At 72.8% G+C, this 17,891-nt stretch carries 20 protein-coding genes; 4 read left to right on the plus strand and 16 right to left on the minus strand.

Annotation, left to right across the window (positions count from 1 at the left end):
* Positions 1–9: 9 nt before the first annotated feature.
* Together OHB01_RS37140 and OHB01_RS37145 are read right to left on the minus strand one after the other, a co-directional pair.
* Entirely contained in the window at positions 10–375 is a 366-nt protein-coding gene (locus tag OHB01_RS37140) for an NAD-glutamate dehydrogenase (RefSeq protein WP_142645392.1), read from the minus strand.
* 5 nt (positions 376–380) lie between these two features.
* Positions 381–1,181, minus strand: coding sequence for a ferritin-like domain-containing protein (locus OHB01_RS37145; protein ID WP_185948912.1), 801 nt, complete (start codon positions 1,179–1,181; stop codon positions 381–383).
* Between the two features lie 152 nt (positions 1,182–1,333).
* On the opposite strand from OHB01_RS37145, the gene OHB01_RS37150 reads away from it, so the two are divergent.
* A complete protein-coding gene (locus OHB01_RS37150) occupies positions 1,334–1,594 on the plus strand; it encodes a ubiquitin carboxyl-terminal hydrolase 14 (protein WP_142645393.1) in 261 nt (86 codons plus the stop codon).
* Between the two features lie 81 nt (positions 1,595–1,675).
* On the opposite strand, the gene OHB01_RS37155 is transcribed toward OHB01_RS37150, so the two are convergent.
* Positions 1,676–3,265, minus strand: coding sequence for a Na+/H+ antiporter (locus OHB01_RS37155; protein ID WP_142645394.1), 1,590 nt, complete (start codon positions 3,263–3,265; stop codon positions 1,676–1,678).
* A gap of 61 nt (positions 3,266–3,326) precedes the next feature.
* Positions 3,327–4,565 (minus strand): hypothetical protein, encoded by a 1,239-nt coding sequence (locus tag OHB01_RS37160; RefSeq protein ID WP_328854634.1) that lies wholly within the window; start codon positions 4,563–4,565, stop codon positions 3,327–3,329.
* A gap of 225 nt (positions 4,566–4,790) precedes the next feature.
* On the opposite strand from OHB01_RS37160, the gene OHB01_RS37165 reads away from it, so the two are divergent.
* Entirely contained in the window at positions 4,791–6,887 is a 2,097-nt protein-coding gene (locus tag OHB01_RS37165; protein ID WP_142645396.1) for an ATP-dependent DNA helicase, read from the plus strand.
* Positions 6,888–6,939: 52 nt separating this feature from the next.
* Entirely contained in the window at positions 6,940–7,194 is a 255-nt protein-coding gene (locus tag OHB01_RS37170; RefSeq protein WP_142645397.1) for a hypothetical protein, read from the plus strand.
* 40 nt (positions 7,195–7,234) lie between these two features.
* Here OHB01_RS37170 and OHB01_RS37175 read toward each other — a convergent pair whose 3' ends face one another.
* The 9 genes from OHB01_RS37175 to OHB01_RS37215 form a co-directional block, all read right to left on the minus strand.
* Complete coding sequence (locus tag OHB01_RS37175) at positions 7,235–8,035, minus strand: SGNH/GDSL hydrolase family protein (RefSeq protein ID WP_142645553.1); 801 nt, start codon at positions 8,033–8,035, stop codon at positions 7,235–7,237.
* A gap of 14 nt (positions 8,036–8,049) precedes the next feature.
* Entirely contained in the window at positions 8,050–8,484 is a 435-nt protein-coding gene (gene aroQ / locus OHB01_RS37180; protein ID WP_079314096.1) for a type II 3-dehydroquinate dehydratase, read from the minus strand.
* On the minus strand, positions 8,481–9,557 hold the full coding sequence (gene aroB, locus OHB01_RS37185; protein ID WP_147942369.1) for a 3-dehydroquinate synthase: 1,077 nt from the start codon (positions 9,555–9,557) through the stop codon (positions 8,481–8,483). The genes aroQ and aroB overlap by 4 nt, the downstream gene beginning before the upstream one ends.
* On the minus strand, positions 9,554–10,057 hold the full coding sequence (locus OHB01_RS37190) for a shikimate kinase (protein WP_221889855.1): 504 nt from the start codon (positions 10,055–10,057) through the stop codon (positions 9,554–9,556). Before OHB01_RS37190 ends, aroB begins: the two co-directional genes overlap by 4 nt.
* 23 nt (positions 10,058–10,080) lie before the next feature.
* Positions 10,081–11,259, minus strand: a complete 1,179-nt coding sequence (aroC, locus tag OHB01_RS37195) for a chorismate synthase (RefSeq protein WP_205829781.1) — start codon at positions 11,257–11,259, stop codon at positions 10,081–10,083.
* Between the two features lie 92 nt (positions 11,260–11,351).
* Positions 11,352–12,062 carry a prepilin peptidase gene (locus OHB01_RS37200; RefSeq protein ID WP_147942370.1) on the minus strand — a complete coding sequence of 237 codons (711 nt, stop codon included), beginning with the start codon at positions 12,060–12,062 and terminating at the stop codon, positions 11,352–11,354.
* Positions 12,063–12,450: 388 nt separating this feature from the next.
* Entirely contained in the window at positions 12,451–13,020 is a 570-nt protein-coding gene (locus tag OHB01_RS37205) for an SseB family protein (protein ID WP_142645401.1), read from the minus strand.
* A gap of 101 nt (positions 13,021–13,121) precedes the next feature.
* On the minus strand, positions 13,122–14,228 hold the full coding sequence (locus OHB01_RS37210) for a ring-opening amidohydrolase (protein ID WP_147942372.1): 1,107 nt from the start codon (positions 14,226–14,228) through the stop codon (positions 13,122–13,124).
* The gene (locus OHB01_RS37215) at positions 14,228–15,163 is read right to left on the minus strand and encodes a carbamate kinase (RefSeq protein ID WP_261985645.1); all 936 of its coding nucleotides are present in this window, start codon (positions 15,161–15,163) and stop codon (positions 14,228–14,230) included. Before OHB01_RS37215 ends, OHB01_RS37210 begins: the two co-directional genes overlap by 1 nt.
* A 204-nt stretch (positions 15,164–15,367) precedes the next feature.
* Here OHB01_RS37215 and OHB01_RS37220 point away from each other — a divergent pair, with 204 nt between their 5' ends.
* Positions 15,368–16,009, plus strand: a complete 642-nt coding sequence (locus OHB01_RS37220) for a TMEM175 family protein (protein ID WP_168065610.1) — start codon at positions 15,368–15,370, stop codon at positions 16,007–16,009.
* Here OHB01_RS37220 and OHB01_RS37225 read toward each other — a convergent pair.
* The 3 genes from OHB01_RS37225 to OHB01_RS37235 all read right to left on the minus strand — a co-directional run bounded on the left by OHB01_RS37225 (position 15,993) and on the right by OHB01_RS37235 (position 17,811).
* Positions 15,993–16,373: a type II toxin-antitoxin system death-on-curing family toxin gene (locus tag OHB01_RS37225; RefSeq protein WP_147942373.1), complete on the minus strand. Its 381-nt coding sequence runs from the start codon at positions 16,371–16,373 to the stop codon at positions 15,993–15,995. The genes OHB01_RS37220 and OHB01_RS37225 overlap by 17 nt on opposite strands.
* Positions 16,370–16,573, minus strand: coding sequence for a ribbon-helix-helix protein, CopG family (locus OHB01_RS37230; RefSeq protein ID WP_142645405.1), 204 nt, complete (start codon positions 16,571–16,573; stop codon positions 16,370–16,372). The genes OHB01_RS37225 and OHB01_RS37230 overlap by 4 nt, the downstream gene beginning before the upstream one ends.
* A 62-nt stretch (positions 16,574–16,635) precedes the next feature.
* On the minus strand, positions 16,636–17,811 hold the full coding sequence (locus tag OHB01_RS37235) for a pyridoxal phosphate-dependent aminotransferase (RefSeq protein ID WP_142645406.1): 1,176 nt from the start codon (positions 17,809–17,811) through the stop codon (positions 16,636–16,638).
* Between the last annotated feature and the right edge of the window lie 80 nt (positions 17,812–17,891).

Consider the following 17,891-nt stretch of genomic DNA (forward strand, 5'->3'; position numbering starts at 1 on the left):
GCGGCCGGGTCAGAGACAGGCCTGGCTGACCTCGCGCAGGTAGGTCGCGCCGTCGGTGGCGACCTTCTGCGCCGCGTCCACCGCCGCGTTGGCGTCGTCGACATCGAGCTTCTGGAGGCTGTCGGCCAGCCCCTGAAGGGCGTCCCTGAGCGTGGTGTCGGCGGCCTTGTTCGCCATGTCCTCCAGGTCGGCGGCACCGTCCTCGATCTTCTTGCGCATGGCGTCGGGGTCGTTCACGACCGCGCCGATGTCGCTGATGGTCCGGCTGACCAGCCGCGTCGCATCGGCGCACGTCTGCGCCTTCCCCGCGCTCGCGCAGCCGGAGGCGAACAGGACGGCGGCCGCGCAGACGGCGGCGAACGGGAGGAGTCGCATGCCGATCACCCTACCCAACGGCGGCCCGGCCGCCGTGGCACCCGATCATGCCCATGGGGGCCTCCGCGCCCATCCCTGGTCACGCGTCCATCAGTCGTCATCACCTCGGCGACGATCGCGCGGAAGTACCCCGCGACCTCACAGGCGAATGCGGTCCTGGACAGTCCGGTCCCGCGCAGGGCCTCGCCGTGATCAAGGACGACCACGGCCAGCACTCCCGCCAGCAGCGACCACCACAGGGCCGAGGCGATCGCCCGCGAAAGCCGTGAGGATCTCCGGAAGGACGCCCGCAGCCGGTCGCGGTGGAAGGGCACGTGGCGCAGCTCGTCGGCGAGGATCCGGCCCGCGACCTCCGAGGCGAGCAGGTCCCGTACGCCGTCGCGCACCGCGCGGTAGTAGCCGAGCGCGACCACCTCGGCGAGCATCAGGACCATCAGCTCCATGCGGAGACCGAGGAGCCGCCGGAGCCGTACGAAGACCGCGTCGGTCCAGTGACCGGCGATCGTCGCGGCACCCGCCGCCTCCAGGAGCCGGCCCAGCAGGCGGGCGTGCTCGCCCTCCTCGGCCACGAACAGGCGGACCGCCTCCGCGTAAACGGGGTCGCCCGCCCGGCGGGCCTTGTCCATGAGGCGGGCACCGTCGCCGTCCTCGCCGACCTGGAACCGCTGGAGGCTCCGTACGAGGGCGGGCTCCAGCCGTGCTCCCGCGCCCCAGTCGGGGTCGCCCCAGGTGCGCCGCAGCAGCGCCGCGCCCTCGAAGTCGTGTAACCAGGCGGTGAAGTCGCCCGTGTCGACCGTCGTCGTCATGGTCCCCGAACCTACGGAAGCGATGTGCAGATCACGAGGGGGAGTTCGTGGAGGTTCGGCGCACCCGGCACCCTGCACCCTGCACCCTGCACCCTGCACCCGGCGCCGGGGAGGGCGCCGGGCACGGGATCGCGCGCCGTAGCATCTGCGGCATGGGGAACTGCGAACACATGCTCGTCACGGCCGACCCGGACCCGCTCACGCCCGGAGGCTGCCAGGAGTGCCTGGAGCGCGGCATGCGATGGGTCCACCTGCGCAAGTGCCTGGAGTGCGGCCACATCGGCTGCTGCGACTCCTCTCCCGGCAAGCACGCCACCGCCCACTTCAAGGAGACCGGCCACCCGGTGATCCGCTCGTTCGAGCCGGGAGAGGACTGGCGCTGGTGCTACGTCGACCAGCGCCTGGGCCAGTAGACCGCGCCGCCGAGCCAGTAGACCGCGCCACCGGGAGCCCGCGGACCGCGCTCGGCGCGTGGACCGCGCGTCCGAGCGCGCTCAGCCGCGTTCGAGCGCCGCCTCCTCGAAGTCGAGCTCCTGCATGACCCGGTGGAGGACCTCGTCGTCGATGCGCCGCTCGTCGCGCAGCCGCACGAACACCTCACGTTCCGCGGCGAGCATCTCGCGGCGCAGCCGCCGGTAGAGCGAGGCGGGCGTCTCCTCGCCCTCGGGGCCGGTGCCGCCGCCGAGCCGCTCCCAGGCGTGCAGGGCCCGGCGCTCGGCGCGGGTGCGCAACTGGTCGACGACCTCCTGGTGGACGTCCAGCACGCCGTCGGCGGTGAGCTCCTCCAGCCGCGCCAGGGCCGCGGCCGCGGCGGCCTGCTGGGCACCCGCCTCCGCGAGGTCGTCGCCGTACCGCTCCTGGGCGGTGGAGACGCCCAGCCGCCTGATCAGCCAGGGGAACGACAGCCCGTGGACGATCAATGTGCCCACGACGACCGCGAACGTCAGGAACAGCAGCAGGTTGCGCTGGGGGAAGTTCTCGGGGAGGGCGAAGGCCGCGGCCAGCGACACCACCCCGCGCATCCCCGCCCAGCTCGTCAGCACCATGTTCTGCACCGACGGCGCTCTGGGCTCCTCGGCGCGCACCCGCTTCGACAGCATCCGCGGCAGGCAGGTGCTGGCCGGCACCCACACGAACCGCACGAGGACGACCACCAGGAACAGCACGATCGCGTACGTCGCCAGCTCCCCTGGCCGCTCGCCGCCCAGCCCGGCGATGATCGGGCGCAGCTGCAGGCCGATCAGGGCGAACACGATCGACTCCAGCACCAGGTCGGCGACCTTCCAGACCGCGTTCGACAGCAGCCGCGTGCCGTACGTCGTCCGGCTGAGCTCGTGGCCCAGGTAGATGCCGACGATCACGACGGCGATCACACCGGAGGCGTGCACGGCCTCGGCCGCGAGATAGGCGGCGTACGGCACGAGCAGCGAGACCCCGTTGGCGCTCAACGGGTCGTCGAGCCGTCGCAGCACGAAGCCGGACAGGTAGGCGATGGCGAGGCCGATCACGACGCCGAGCCCGGCGGCGAGGAGGAACTGCCCGCCGATGCCGAGCAGGCCGGCGGCGGCGCCGGTCAGCGCGCCCACCGCGGCCCGGTAGGCGGTCAGCGCGGTGGCGTCGTTGAACAGGCTCTCGCCCACGAGGATGGTCAGCGCGCGTCGCGGCAGGCCGAGCCTGCGGCCGATGGCGACCGCCGACACGGCGTCGGGAGGGGCGACGATCGCCCCGAGCGCGAAGGCCGCGGCGAGCGGGAGATCGGGGATGATCGCGTGCGCGACGAAGCCGACCACCACCGTCGTCGCCAGGACGAGCCCGACGGCCAGGAGGCCGACGGGCCTGGCGGCGTCGCGCAGCCGCAGATATGAGCTGTCGAGTGCCGCCGAATAGAGCATCGGCGGCAGGAAGACCACCAGGACGATGTGCGGGTCGAGGCTGTAGTCGGGGACCCCGGGCACGTAGGACGCGGCCAGGCCCGCCACCACCAGGAGCAGTGGGGCCGACCAGTCACGCCATCGAGCCAGGGCTGCGACGCCGAGGGCGCCGGCCGGGAGCAGGAGGAACTGCAGTGCTGTTGCTGTGTCCATCAACCGATGAGGTTACTTACAGCTGGAACTCCCGCCGACCGTGGCCCTCAAACCGTGGTCCTCACCACCCGCGCGACGCCTCCCAGCCCTCTCCCTCCTCGTCCGACCACGGGATCGGGGAGTCCCCGGAGGGCCGCCCGCCGCGCCGCCCTCGGCGCTCGCGCTCGGGGTGCTGGTCAGGAGCCTGACCCGCCGGCCACTGCTCCGGCCGCAGGCGCTCGCCCGTGGTGTAGAGCGGCGGTTCGGTCGCGTACTGCTCGTTCGGATACTGGTCGTTCGCGTACTGCTCGTTGACGTACGGCCGGGCCGGGCCGAGGCCGAGGGGGTCGCTCGGGTCGACCGCTCCGGGCTGCGGGGCCTGGGGTTGCGGGGCCTGGGGTTGCGGGGCCTGCGGCGCCGGGCGGTAGGCCGGCTGCGGGCCGGTCTGGGCCGCAGAGGACGCGACGAGGCGGTCCTGGGTGGGGGTGCCCCGGGCGACGAGCACGTCGTTGGGGCCGAGCGCGGCGGGCGCCGGGTAGGCCTCGGGGGCCGGGGCGGGCGGCGGCACCGGCGGGCGGGCGTACTGTCCCGTTCCCGGATAGTCGGGGTACTCGTAGTCGGACGGGGCGGCCTGCTCCGGATAGCCGGCGTCGCGCCCGGCGTCACGCGACGCGCGGCGGCCCCGTGGGGCGTAACCGTCCTCGCCCTGCGCGTAGCCGTCGCCGGCCCTGCCGTACCCGTCCGGGGCCTGGCCGTAGCCGTCGGGTGCGGCGGCGTGGCCCTCGTCGGCGGCGTAGCCGTCCCGGCCCTGGCCGTACGGGGCCCGGGACACGGCGTGCGGCCCGGTCTGGGGCGCGCCGTAGAGGTCCTGGCCCCCGTATCCGTCACCGGGCTGCCCCGCGTACCCGTCCGGAGCGCCGTAGCCGTCCTGGCCTCGCCCCGCGTACGGATCGTGGACCTGCATGGCGTACGGGTCGTGCACCTGGGTCGCATAGGGGTCCTGCCCCTGGTCCTGCGGGTGCGCGGGATACGACGCGTCCTGGGGGGCGTAGCCGTCCTGGCCCGGCGCCCCCTGCCGTGGGAACGGTCCCGTCCCGGCGTCCTGTTCTTCGCCGCCGGCCTCGGCGAAACCCTCGTCGAGGGTGTCGATCAGCCGTCCCACGTCGTTCATGGGCATGCGGAAACTGGCCGTGCACATCTCGCCCCGCCACAGGCTCAGCACCAGCGTGCCGTCGTGCCACGTGACCCGGAGCACACGGTCCTGGCCTCGCGCGTCGAAGAACACCTCGCCGAACGAGGGCAATGGGACAACTTCCGACATGGCAGACATAGTGCCTTTACCTGCCCTTTTCCGTCCACTCGATCTCGGGAACCCTCGCGAAACTTCCGTTTCTTCCCTTTTCGACCTCACTGGGTAGATCGTTGTTGACCTTGAGAGCACTGACATCTCAGTGTGCCATGCGCGCCGGGAGGGAGTTCCTGGAACGCCAGGATGTGGTGGGGCGGACACGCACAGGATGTCGGTCACACCGGGTAGCGTTCTTCCGTGCCCAAGGACCGTGCCGATCTTCCGCCCGTCGAAGAACTCCTCACCGCCGCGGTGACCGCGCTCGGCGGGGTCGAGCGCCCTGGGCAGGTCAAGATGGCGCAGGCGGTGCGCGACGCCATCGAGAGCGAGGAGCACCTCGCGGTGCAGGCCGGCACCGGCACCGGCAAGTCCCTGGCCTATCTCGTGCCCGCGATCAGGCACGCGGCCGAAAGCGGCGACGCCGTGGTGGTGTCCACCGCCACTATCGCGTTGCAGCGCCAGCTGGTCGACCGCGACCTGCCCCGGCTCGCGGACGCGCTGGAGGGCCTGCTGCCGCACCGTCCCGAGTTCGCGATCCTCAAGGGCCGCCGCAACTACCTGTGCCGCCACAAGATGGCCGCCGGGATGCCCGACGACGAGGACGACCAGCTCTTCGACCCGCGCGAGGTCAGCGCCACCGGCCGGATGGTCCAGCGCATCCAGGAGTGGGCCAACGACACCGAGACCGGCGACCGCGACGAGATCGTGCCCGGGGTGAGCGACCAGGCGTGGCGGCAGTTCTCCGTGACGGCCCGGGAGTGCCTGGGGGCCCAGCGGTGCCCCAGCGGCGCCGAGTGCTTCGCCGAGCTCGCACGGGAGCGCGCGGGCGCGGCCGACGTCGTGGTGACCAACCACGCGCTGCTGGCGATCGACGCCATGGAGGACTTCGCCGTCCTGCCCGAGCACGACGTGGTCGTGGTGGACGAGGCGCACGAGCTGGTCGACCGGGTGACGTCGGTGGTCACCGGCGAGCTGTCGGAGAGCACGGTGAACCTCGCCGCCCGCCGGGCCGGGCGGCTCATCGAGCAGGGAGTGGCCGACCGGCTCCAGGAGGCGGGCGAGGACCTGCGGGCCCTGCTGGCCGTCGCCCCGCCCGGCCGCGTCGACACCCTGCCGCAGTCGCTCGGGATGACGCTCGCGCTGGTGCGCGACGCCGCCTTCGCCTGCATCACCGCCCTCGGGCCGCGCAACAAGGACAAGGACGACCCCGAGAACGCCGGGCTCCGCAAGGCCGCGTTCACGGCGCTCGACGAGGTGCACGACACCGCCCAGCGGATGCTCGACGCCTTCGGCCCGGCGGCCGGCCGCGACGGGGCCGGGGACGACGCGGAGGACACCGGCGATCCGGAGGACGCGCGGGATTCGGGGGGCTCGCGGGATTCGGCGGCTTCCCGGGGCGGCGGGGGAGCGGACGCCCGGTCCGAGGAGGTCCACCGGGCCGAGGTCGTCTGGCTGGAGGAGGGGCGCGGGCGCGTTCCCCCCACCCTGCGGGTGGCGCCGCTGTCGGTCGGCGGCATGCTGCGCGACAAGCTGTTCGGCGACCGCACCGTCGTTCTCACCAGCGCCACACTCGCGCTCGGCGGCTCGTTCGACAGCCTGTCCCGCCAGTGGGGCCTGCGGTCCGGGGAGTGGACCGGCCTCGACGTCGGCTCGCCGTTCGACCATCCGCGCCGGGGCATCCTCTACGTCGCCACGCATCTCCCCCAGCCCGGCCGCGACGGCCTCCCCGAGGCGTACGTCGACGAGATCGCCGAGCTGATCGAGGCGGCCGGCGGCCGGACGCTCGGCCTGTTCTCCTCGATGCGGGCCGCGAAGGCCGCCACGGAGGCGCTGCGCGAGCGGCTCGACGTGCCGCTGCTCTGCCAGGGCGACGACTCGACCTCGCAGCTCGTCAAGCAGTTCGCGGGCGACCCCGCCACCTGCCTGTTCGGCACACTGTCCCTGTGGCAGGGCGTCGACGTGCCGGGCCCATCGCTGACCTTGGTGATCATCGACAGGATCCCGTTCCCGCGTCCCGACGACCCGCTCGCCTCGGCCCGGCAGCGGCACGTGGCGGCCACGGGGGGCAACGGCTTCATGGCGGTGGCGGCCACCCACGCCGCGCTGCTGCTGGCGCAGGGCGCGGGCCGGCTGCTGCGGTCGATGGACGACCGGGGCGTCGTCGCCGTTCTCGACCCGCGGCTCGCCACAGCCCGTTACAGCGGCTTCCTGCTCAACTCGCTGCCGCCCTTCTGGCGCACCACCGACCCCGCGAAGGTCCGCGACGCCCTGCGCCGCCTCACCGCCGGCTCCTGACCGGGGCCGAAGATCAGGCAGGGCGTCAGGCCCCCGCGTAGAGTGCGGGGGCATGAGCGCTGACGCCCCTGCCACGCCGGTATGCCTCACTCAAGGCGGCCGGCCGGCCTTCGTCGTGAACGTCGAGGTCTTCCTGGAGCAAGACGGCCGGTGGCTGCTCATCCGGCGCGGGAAGCAGGAGGCTCACGCGCCCGGCACGCTCGCCGGTGTGGGCGGCAAGGTCGAGACCGACGGCGATCCGGGCTGCCCGCCGTGGACGGCACGCGGCCTGCGCCGCGCGACGGCACAGTCCGGCACGCCGAGGTAACCGCCGGATCGGCGCGCGCCCCGGGGCCGGGGAAGAGAGATCAGGACGTGGGGGCCGGGGGCAGCGGGCCGAGTTCGGGCCGCTTGGGGGCGAGGCCGTCGCCGGAGGAGGTGCCACGCAGGCGCCGCCCGATCCACGGACCGAAGTGTTCCTTGAGCCACTGCATGTCCTCGCGGCGCTTGGCCCTCGGGTCCACCCGCTCCCGGGGCGGCCAGGTCTTGCGCCAGTCGTCCTCGCCTGGCAGGCCCAGCACGTGCAGGACCCGGGCCGCGACCAGGCGGTGGCCCTCGGCGTTCATGTGCAGCCGGTCGTCGCTCCAGGCCCGCCAGTCCCGCAGCCCCTGCATCGACCACATGTCCACCAGGTGGCAGCCGTACAGGTCGGCGATCGAGCGGACGTGCATGAAGAAGATCGCGAACTTGCCGCGCAGCTGCCGCATGATCGGGGTGTCCCGCGGGTCGGTCCCGGTGAACAGCACGACGTCGGCGCCGGTGGCCCGCAGGGTCCGTACGGCGGCGGCCAGCTTCTTGGCCATCTGGTCGGGGTCGGTGCCGGGCCGGATGAGGTCGTTGCCGCCCGCGCAGAAGCTGATCAGGTCAGGCTTCATCTCGACGGCCACGGGCACCTGGTCGGCGACGATCTGGTCGATGAGCTTGCCCCGCACCGCGAGGTTGGCGTAGCGGAAGTCCGGGTCGAGCCGGGCGAGCCGCTCGGCGACCCGGTCGGCCCAGCCCCGGTAGCGGACCACCTCACCCGGCGCCGGAGGGGGCGCGTCCGGGAGGGGGTCGTTGAGCCCCTCGGTGAAGCTGTCTCCGACCGCCACGAACGACCGGTAGCCCATGATCCCTTCTTTCGTCACTCGCCCATGTCCGCGATCGCGCGCAGCGCGAGCTCGTACGACCGCATGCCGAACCCCGCGATCGTCCCGGTGGCCACCGCCGCCACGACAGAGGTGTGGCGGAACTCCTCCCGCGCGTTCGGGTTGGAGATGTGCACCTCGACCAGCGGAGCCGTACGCTGCGCGATCGCGTCGCGCAGCGCGTACGAATAGTGGGTGAAGGCGGCGGGGTTGAGGACCACGGGGGTCCTGCTGTCGGCCGCCTCGTGGATCCAGCTCACCAGCTCGGCCTCGTCGTCGGTCTGCCTGACCTCCACCGACAGGCCCAGCTCGCGGCCGGTCTCGCGGCACAGGGCCGCCAGGTCGTCGAAGGTCTGCGCGCCGTAGACGTCGGGCTCACGGCTGCCGAGACGACCCAGGTTGGGCCCGTTCAGCACGAGCACCTGCCTCATCGGGCGACCTCCCGGTAAGCGGCTTCGAGCAGCTCTTCTGACGGGTTCTCCAGGCGGGCCGGCTTGGCGATGTCGTCGAGCACGACGAACCGCAGCACCGCTCCCCTGGCCTTCTTGTCCACCCGCATGTGGTCGCGCAGCCGCGGCCAGGCGTCGGCGCGGTAGGTGGTGGGCAGCCCGACCGACTCCAGGATCGAGCGGGTGCGGTCGACGACGTCGCGGCCGATGCGGCCGTCGAGATGGGACAGTTCCGCCGCGTAGACGAGCCCGATGGCCACGGCCTCGCCGTGCCTGATGCGGTAGTCCTCGACCCGCTCGATCGCGTGGGCGAGCGTGTGGCCGTAGTTGAGGATCTCCCGCAGGCCGCTCTCGCGCAGGTCGGCCCCGACGACGTCGGCCTTCACCCGGATCTTGCGCTCGACCAGCTCGCGGGTGTGCTCGCCTTCGGGAGTGCGGGCGGCGGCGGGGTCGTCCTCGACCAGCATGAGGATCGTGGGGTCGGCGATGAACCCGCCCTTGATGATCTCGGCGAGGCCGGCGACGTAGTCCTCGCGCGGCACGCTCGCCAGCGTGGCCAGGTCGCACAGCACGCCCTTCGGCGGGTGGAAGGACCCGACCAGGTTCTTGCCCTCGGGGGTGTTGATGCCGGTCTTGCCGCCGACCGCCGCGTCGACCATGGCCAGCAGCGTGGTCGGCACCTGCACGACCTGGACGCCGCGCAGCCACGTCGCGGCCGCGAACCCGGCCAGGTCGGTGGTCGCGCCGCCGCCGACGCCGACGACCGCGTCGGAACGCGTGATGCCGTAGCGGCCGAACGCCGACCACAGCTCGGCCGCGACGTGGACGGACTTGGCGTCCTCGCCGTCGGGCACGGGCAGGGCGACGACCTCGAACCCGGCGCCCTCCAGGGTCTCGCGCACCGGCCTGGCGATCTCGGGCAGCCCGGCGGGGTGGATCACGGCGACCGTGCGCACCTTCGCGTCCAGCAGCCCCGGCAGCTCCGCCAGCACGTCGGTGCCGACGACGACGTCGTACGGGCTCTCGCCCCGCACGGTGATGCGCGTCGCGGTCACAGCGCCGCCTCGATCTCGGTCACCACGTCCTCGGGCTCGCGGCCGTCGGTGGCGACGGTGATCGCGGCGAGGCCCTCGTAGATCGGCCGGCGCTGCTCCATCAGCTGCCTGAGCCGGCTGCGCGGGTTCAGCACCAGCAGCGGCCGGGCCGAGGCGAGGCCGACGCGCTTGACCGCCTGGTCGAGCCCGACCTGGAGGTACACGACCCGGTGGCCGGACAGCAGCTTCTGGGTGTGCTCGTGCAGGATCGCGCCGCCGCCGAGCGCGAGCACGCCGGAGTGCGTCTCCAGCGCGTCGCGTACGGCCTGCGCCTCCAGCTCGCGGAACCGCTCCTCGCCGTCCTCCACGAACACGTCGCTGACGGTCTTGCCGGCGACGGCCTCGACGTCGGCGTCGGTGTCGCGGAACGGCAGGCCGAGGCGGTCCGCGAGGAGCCGCCCGACCGTGGACTTGCCCGAGCCGGGCGGGCCGATGAGGACCGCGGCGGGTCCTTGGGACACCGATTGCATGATCACAAACCCTATTACTTGATGACCAGGGACGACAGGTAGCCCGACAGGTTGCGCGCGACCTCTTCGACGGAGTCGCCGCCGAACTTCTCGACGGCCGCGTCCGCGAGCACCAGCGCCACCATCGCCTCGGCGACGACCGCGGCGGCCGGGACCGCACAGACGTCCGAGCGCTCGTGGTGCGCCTTGGCCGGCTCGCCGGTCAGCACGTCGACCGTGGCGAGCGCCCGGGGCACGGTGGAGATCGGCTTCATCGCGGCGCTGACCCGCAGCGGCTCGCCATTGGTCATGCCGCCCTCGACGCCGCCGGCCCGGTTGGTGATCCGGCGCACGCCCTGGGGGGTGTTCTCGATCTCGTCGTGGGCCCGGGAGCCGGGGCGGCGGGCGGTCTCGAAGCCGTCGCCGACCGCGACCCCCTTGATCGCCTGGATGCCCATGAGCGCCGCGGCGAGGCGGGCGTCGAGACGCCGGTCCCAGTGGGTGTAGCTGCCGAGACCCGGCGGCAGGCCGTAGGCCACGACCTCGACCACACCGCCGAGGGTGTCGCCGTCCTTGTGCGCCTTGTCGATCTCGGCGACCATCGCCGCGCTCGCGGCCGGGTCGACGCAGCGCACCGGGTCGGCGTCCACCGCCGCCATGTCGCCGGGACCGGGCAGCACGTCGCGGGGCGCGCTCGCCTCGCCGATCGAGACCACGTGGCTGACGATGTCGACGCCGAGGGCCTGCTTGAGGAAGGATCGGGCGACCTGCCCGAGCGCCACCCGGGCGGCGGTCTCCCGCGCGCTGGCCCGGTCGAGCACCGGCCGGGCGTCGTCGAAGCCGTACTTCTGCATGCCGGCGAGGTCCGCGTGGCCGGGGCGGGGGCGCGAGCGCGGCGCGTTGCGCGCCTGGCCCTCCAGCACCGCCGGGTCGACCGGGTCGGCGGCCATCACGGTCTCCCACTTCGGCCACTCGGTGTTGCCGATGCGGATCGCGACGGGCGACCCGAGCGTGCGGCCGTGCCGTACGCCACCGGAGATCGTCACCTCGTCCTGCTCGAACTTCATCCGCGCCCCGCGGCCGTATCCGAGACGGCGGCGCCGCAGCGCCTCTGCGAGGTCGGCGGTGGTCACCTCCACCCCGGCGGGCAGGCCTTCCAGGATCGCGAGAAGCTCGGGGCCGTGTGACTCCCCGGCGGTCAACCAGCGCAGCATGGGGACAAGTCTTCCATGTGCACCCGACTGCGGCGTCCCCCTGACACCCCCATGACCGTATGCGGATGCCCCCAGACCGGAAACCGCACGTGCTAGCCACCGGGGAAAACCCCTGGGAAGACCCCTGGGAAGACCCCGGTGAGAGCCACCGCGGCGAGGGCCCCCACGAGCATGAACGGGCCGAACGGGAACTCGGTCGTGCGGGTGGCCCTGCGGGCCAGGAGCAGCCCCACGGCGTACAGCGCACCGAGCACCTGGCCCGCCATCCCGGCGACGACCGTGGCCTGCACGCCGAGCGCGCCGGTGAGCAGGCCGATCAGCCCGGCCAGCTTCACGTCGCCGAGCCCGAGGCCCGTGGGACGGGCGAACCACAGCACGGCGTAGACCGCGCCGAGCGCGCAGCCCGACGCCACCGCGGGCAGCAGGCGGCCAGACGGCGCGAGCAGGGCCAGCACGATCGGGTAGGACGGCAGCGTGATCGCGTCGGGCAACCGCCAGGTCTTCCGGTCGATCTCCGCGAGGGCGGCCCCCACCGCCACCGCGTACAACCACGCGGCGAGCACCCAGCCGTCGTGGACGCGCCAGGCCACCAGCGCCGCGGCGAGCGCGGTCGCGCCCTCGACCGCGTACGGCGGGCGGGGCAGCGGCACGGTCCGGGCCGCCGCGGCGAGGGCGGCCCGCGCCTCCGCGCGGCGGCTCTCGCGCCGGGCGTCCTGCTCCGGGCCGAAGCCGCCGGCGACCGCACGCGCGTACGCACCGGCGATCAGGCCGAGGACGGCTGCGGCGAGGACGACGAGGGGCACGCGGCCGACCCTAACGCCCGTACGCCGCCCGGGACCGGTCCGCGGACTCCCCTGTGGACAACCACGTTCCTGTGTACGGCCGGGCGGCCGGCTGCCGGGCGGCTCGTCCCCGCCCACAGCGGGTCACGGGTCACCGGACATCAGGCCAGGGCCAGGCGGACGGTCCGGGCGCAACGGCGCAACAGCGCGCCGGGCGTCCGCGGGCGATGGCTTCACCAGCGGCCGAGACGGGGCTCACGCGCGGCGGCGGTCACCCGGCGGCCGACGCGGACTAAGTCGACGCGGACTGAGGCGACGCGGACTAAGGCGAGGCGGGCTCAGACGCGGCGACGGTCAACGAGCGCCGGTAGCGCTCGAGCGCGACGGCGGTCACCAGCGCCGGCGCCGCTCAGGCGCGGCGGCTCCACCAGCGGCGGCGGCGGCGCTTGTCCTCCGCGGTCCCCAGACGGGCCACCGTGGCGCCCGGCACCTCGCGGGCGAGGCGGTCCACGGCGGAGGCGTCCCTCTTGGCCTCCTCCACCGTGGCGAGTGCCTGCAGCATGCCGCCCTCGATCACGAACGGGACCGGCCCGGCCACGTCCACCACCACGGCCGCCGCGCTCTCGTGCCGCGCCGCCTGGCAGACCTGCGGAGCCGTGGCCTGCACCGGCCGGGCGTCCGGGCGCCATCTGCGCATCGGCTCGGTCCCGGTGAAGGCGAGCACGGCCTCACGACCGTCCTTGCCGACCAGTTTCGGGAGGGCCATCTCGCTCTCCTTCTCCTGGCGCAGGCCGTGCTCCCCCACTTCCGACTCGGTGAGCAGCGCGACCACGGGCACCAGCAGCCGCGCCCCGGCGAGCGCCGCCAGGACGTCGGCCGCCGTCGCCGTACCGGCCTGGAACGCCGACAGCGCGGACGCGACGGGCGCGTCGGTGGCGCCGTCGTCGTCGGGGCGCAGCGGCTGCGGAATGACCGGCATGTCTGCGACCTTACCGCCCGCCCCTGGCGGTGCCGCACACGCTCGGCCCCGCCCGGACAGCCCGGCCCGGGAGGCCGGAACAGCCAGGCCGTGCGGCGGGATCAGCCCAGGTCGGCGATGGCGATCACCGGGCCGCCGCCGGACGGGCCCTGGTGGACCGCCGCCACGGAGACGAACACGGCCGGGTCTCCGGTCACGCCGGCCGCCACCCCTCCGACGGTCGCCTTGATCTGGCGGTGCCAGTGGACGTCGGAGTCGTCGAGCATGATGTTGCGCCGCCCGCGTACGCGGCCCGACGGGTCGGCCTCGCACTTGATGAACAGGTTGACCAGCCGGTCGCCGAGGTCGCTCGGATGCGGCCGCTCGGGCAGCTCGATGCCCGCGCTGCGAATGGCCTCCCAGATCCCGTCGGTGTCCAGGGCGTCCTTCATGACCGAGTGGCCGGCGCGGTAGCGGCCACCGATCCCGCGTACGTTGCCCACCACGACGATCTGGGCCCGGTCGAGCTCGACGCCGCTGGAGCACGAGGCGACCGACGAGTAAAGCGACAGGTCCTTGTGGATCTGCTCGGCCGAGGGCGTCTCGATCTCCCCGAGTGCGACGGCGATGCCGAGCGCCGTGGTGGAGTTGGAGATGTCCATCGACTTCAGCGTGTCCTCGGTGACGACCGTCTGGCCGCGCTCCTTGGCGTCGGTGATCGTGGACAGCGTGAGCAGCGGCGTCTTCGTCTGCACGTAGTGGACGTCGGCCGGGTCGTCGATACCGGCGATCTTCATGGCCTCGCGCACCCCGGCGGCCACCTTCTCGACCATGGCGGGCCTGCCGATGTCCTCGGGGAGGATCACCTCGCTCATGGCCACGCCGACGCTCACCCGCGGCTCGTCGGTCCGTACGGCCGTGGCCGGGTCGACGGTCGCGAAGATCGTCGCATGCGGGCTGAGCACGCCGTCGGTGCCACCGGACCACACGAGGGGCACCTGCGCGACCTCCTCGGCGGTGCGCGTGCCCTTCGCCACCAGCACCTCGCGGAAGGCCCGGTCGGCGAGGATCCGCGTGTAGTCGTTCACGCCGCCGTTGCCCTCGGTCTTGCCGATCACGGCAAGCACGCGGTCGGCCTCGATCACGCCGTCGTCGATCAGCCTCGCCAGCCCGGAGGCGTCGGTGACGCTCTCGATGGGGACCTTCCGTACCTCGATCGGATCCGGCACTATCTCTCCACCCCTCTGTACACCCTCGTACCGATATTTCCTGACAGCGCGGCACCGATGTGGTGCAGCGAGGTGATCACGGCCCGGCCCCCGGTCTCCTCGGCGAAGCGCAGGGCGGCCTCGACCTTGGGTCCCATGCTGCCTCCGGCGAAGTGACCGGCCGCCTGCAACTCGCGCAGGGCGGCCACGTCGATCTCCCCGATCGGGCGGGCGCGGGGCGTGCCGAAGTCCACGGCGGCGTTCGGCACGTCGGTCGCGATCACGAGGTCGGTGGCGCCGACGGCGACCGCGAGCACGGCGGCGGCGAGGTCCTTGTCGATCACGGCCTCGATCCCGGTCAGCGTGCCGTCCTCCTGCCGCACGACCGGCACTCCCCCGCCTCCGGCGGCGACCACGGTGAATCCGGCGTCGATGAGCGCGACGGCGGCGGAGGCGTCCAGGATCTCCACGGGACGCGGCGAGGCGACCACGCGGCGCCATCCGCGGTCGAACCTCCGCCAGGCCTGGCCGTGCCCCTCGAAGCGGCGCGCCTCCTCCTCCCCGAAATACCGCCCGATCGGCTTGACGGGGTCCTGGAACGCCGGGTCGGCCGGGTCCACGAGCGTACGGGTGACGATCGCCGCCACCCGGGCGTGCCCCAGCTCATGCTGCAGGGCGTTCATGATGAGCGTGCCGATCGTGCCCTGTGTCTGGGCCACGCACCAGTCGAGCGGCACGGGCGGCACGACGTGGGCGGCGAGCTGGTTCTTCAGCAGGAGGTTGCCGACCTGGGGGCCGTTGCCGTGGGTGAGCACCACCTCGTGCCCGGCCCTGCTGAGCGCCGCCACGTGGGCCATCGCCTCGCCGATCGCCCGCTCCTGGTCGGCCGGGGACGCGCTCCCGTCGGGAGCCGTCATGGCGTTGCCGCCCAGTGCGATCAGTACGCGTCCGCCCACATCCGGAAACTATCCAGCCCCATCCGGGCCTTCATTGGCGAGTCTCGCCCACCCCTGCCGCATCCATGGGCAGATTTCACCAAGCCACAGCGAAGAAGCCGGGCGGCCTCCCGGGTGAATGGCCGCTCCGCCGCTTGCCGGCTCCCGTCCCAGGCGGCTTCTGCCAGAATGCTCGCCTCTGCCCCCCTTATGTTGGAGATCCGCATGGCGATGGCACAGGCGCGTCCCGGGCTCACACATGAACGTGTCAGTATCTTCGCCGACGCGATATTCGCGATCGCGATCACGCTGCTCGCCCTGGAACTACCGCGCCCGGAGGGCGAGGACTTCCGGCGGCTGGGATCGTTCTTCGGCGACCACGTCGGCTCCTTCATGGCCTTCGCCATCGCCTTTCTCATGCTCTGGTTCACGTGGCGGGCCCATCACACGCTGTTCGACCAGATTGAGCGGGTGTCCCAGCTGACTCTCCTGCTGCACATCCCGCTGCTGTTCTTCGTGGTCTTCCTGCCGTACACGACGTCGCTCTTCGGCGAGACCAACGCCAGCCGGCTGCCGGCCGAGGCCGACGGCAGGGCCCTGGCGACGGGCCTGTTCGCCGGCAACGAGGCCATCCTGCTGCTCGCCCAGGGCGCGCTGTTCACCCTGGTGCTGGCGCAACGCCTGCACCGGCCGGACGCGGACGTGCAACGCCTGCGCGCCAACGCCTTCATCTACTGGGCCATCGGGATCTACTGGCTGCTGACCGCCGCGGCGAGCGCGTGGACGGTCGACGCGGTGCCCTTCCTGTGGCTGGCTACCCCGCTCGTCGCCGCCGGCACGGTCCGGGTGCTCAGGATGAGACGATGAAGCCGCGCAACACGTCGGCGATCTCGTCGACCTCGGTCAGCTTCCCCGACGCCACCGCGCTCACCAGGTCGTAGGCCGAGTCGTCATCCATGTCCACCTCCACGCCGTTGTAGGCGAGGAAGACCACAGTGGAGACCCAGGCCACCCGCTTGTTCCCGTCGACGAAGGGGCGGTTGATCGCCAGTGAGTGCAGCAGCGCGGCCGCCTTTGCCAGGAGATCGGGGTATGCCTCCTGGTCGAACATCCTCGCCCGCGGCCGGTGGACGGCCGAGTCGAGCAGGCCGAAATCCCGGAGCTGGGGTGTGCCCTCAACGGCCAGTTCGGCCAGATCCAGAACCTGCTCGACCGAGAGGTAGCGGGTCACTGGGCGAGGCGGTCGAGCACCGGCTTCCAGCGGCGCACCGCCTCGACACCGAGGCGATGTACCTCCTCGTCGGCGGCATGCCGGGAGAGGTACTCCTCCACCGCGGCGACGACGATCTGCTGCATGCTCCGGCCCTCCTTCTCGGCGAGCCGCCGGAGGGCCTCGGTCTGCTCGTCGGTCAGGCGAAGCGTCATGGCCATGCCCGCATCCTGGGGATGCCGTGTCGCGCCGGCACCGGAATTGAGAGCCGGCGCTCCGCCTATCACGCCACGTCCGCGCCGAGGCGGCGCAGGCGGGTCACCGCCTCGTCGATGACCTCGTCCCGCTTGCAGAAGGCGAACCGCAGGTAGTGGCGCCCCCGTTCGGGATGGTCGTAGAAGACCTGGGTCGGAATGGCCACCACTCCCGCCAGCTCGGGCAGCCGGCGGGCCAGTTCCAGGCCGTCCTCGAAGCCGAGCGGCCGGATGTCGGTCTGCACGAAGTAGGTGCCGGCCGGCCGCAGCACGTCGAACCCGGCCTCCGTCAGGCCCGTCATGAGGCGGTCCCGCTTGGCCTGCAGGGCCGCCCGCTGGGCCGCGACCCACTCCATCTCCTCGCGGAGGGCGTACGCGACCGCGACCTGCCAGGGGGCGTTCGCGGTGAAGGTGAGGAACTGCTTGACGGTCTGCACGGCGGCGGTGAGCGGCGCCGGAGCGCACACCCAGCCGGTCTTCCAGCCGGTGACGCTGAAGGTCTTGCCCGCGGAGGAGATCATGACCGTGCGCTCGCGCATGCCGGGCAGCGTGGCGAGCGGAATGTGCTCGACGCCGTCGAAGGCGAGATGCTCGTAGACCTCGTCGGTCACCGCGATCAGGTCGTGCTCCTGGCAGACCCGCGCGACGCACTCCAGCTCCTCGCGGGTGAACACGGTGCCGGTCGGATTGTGCGGCGAGTTGACCAGGATGACCCGGGTGCGGGGCGTGATCGCGGCCTCCAGCTCGGCCGGGTCGAAGGTGAACCTCCCCGCGTCGACACGCAGCGTGACCGACCTGCGTACGGCTCCCGCGAGCGCGACGGCCGCGGCGTACGAGTCGTAGTAGGGCTCGAAGAGAACCACCTCGTCGCCCGGCTCGCAGAGCGCGAGGATCGCCGCGGAGATGGCCTCGGTGGCGCCGACGGTGACGAGGACCTCCCCGTCGGGGTCGTAGGCGAGGCCGTACCACTGCTTGCGGTGCTCGGCGACCGCCTGCCTCAGCTCTGGGAGGCCCGGTCCTGGCGGGTACTGGTTGAGACCGCCCCGCACGGCCTCGATCGCATGCTGCAGCATGCGCTCCGGCCCGTCGGTGTCGGGGAAACCCTGACCCAGGTTGATCGATCCCGTCTCCACGGCCAGCTTCGTCATCGTGGCGAACACGGTCGTCCCGAACTCCCGCATCCGCCGCACCAGCGGCTCTCTCACTCCGTTACTCTATCCGGAAGCCAATAAGCGAACAAATGATGCCACCGAGCCTCAACAGCCAATACCTCCGACACGGGGAA

This window comes from Microbispora hainanensis (genome assembly GCF_036186745.1).
GTDB lineage: Bacteria > Actinomycetota > Actinomycetes > Streptosporangiales > Streptosporangiaceae > Microbispora.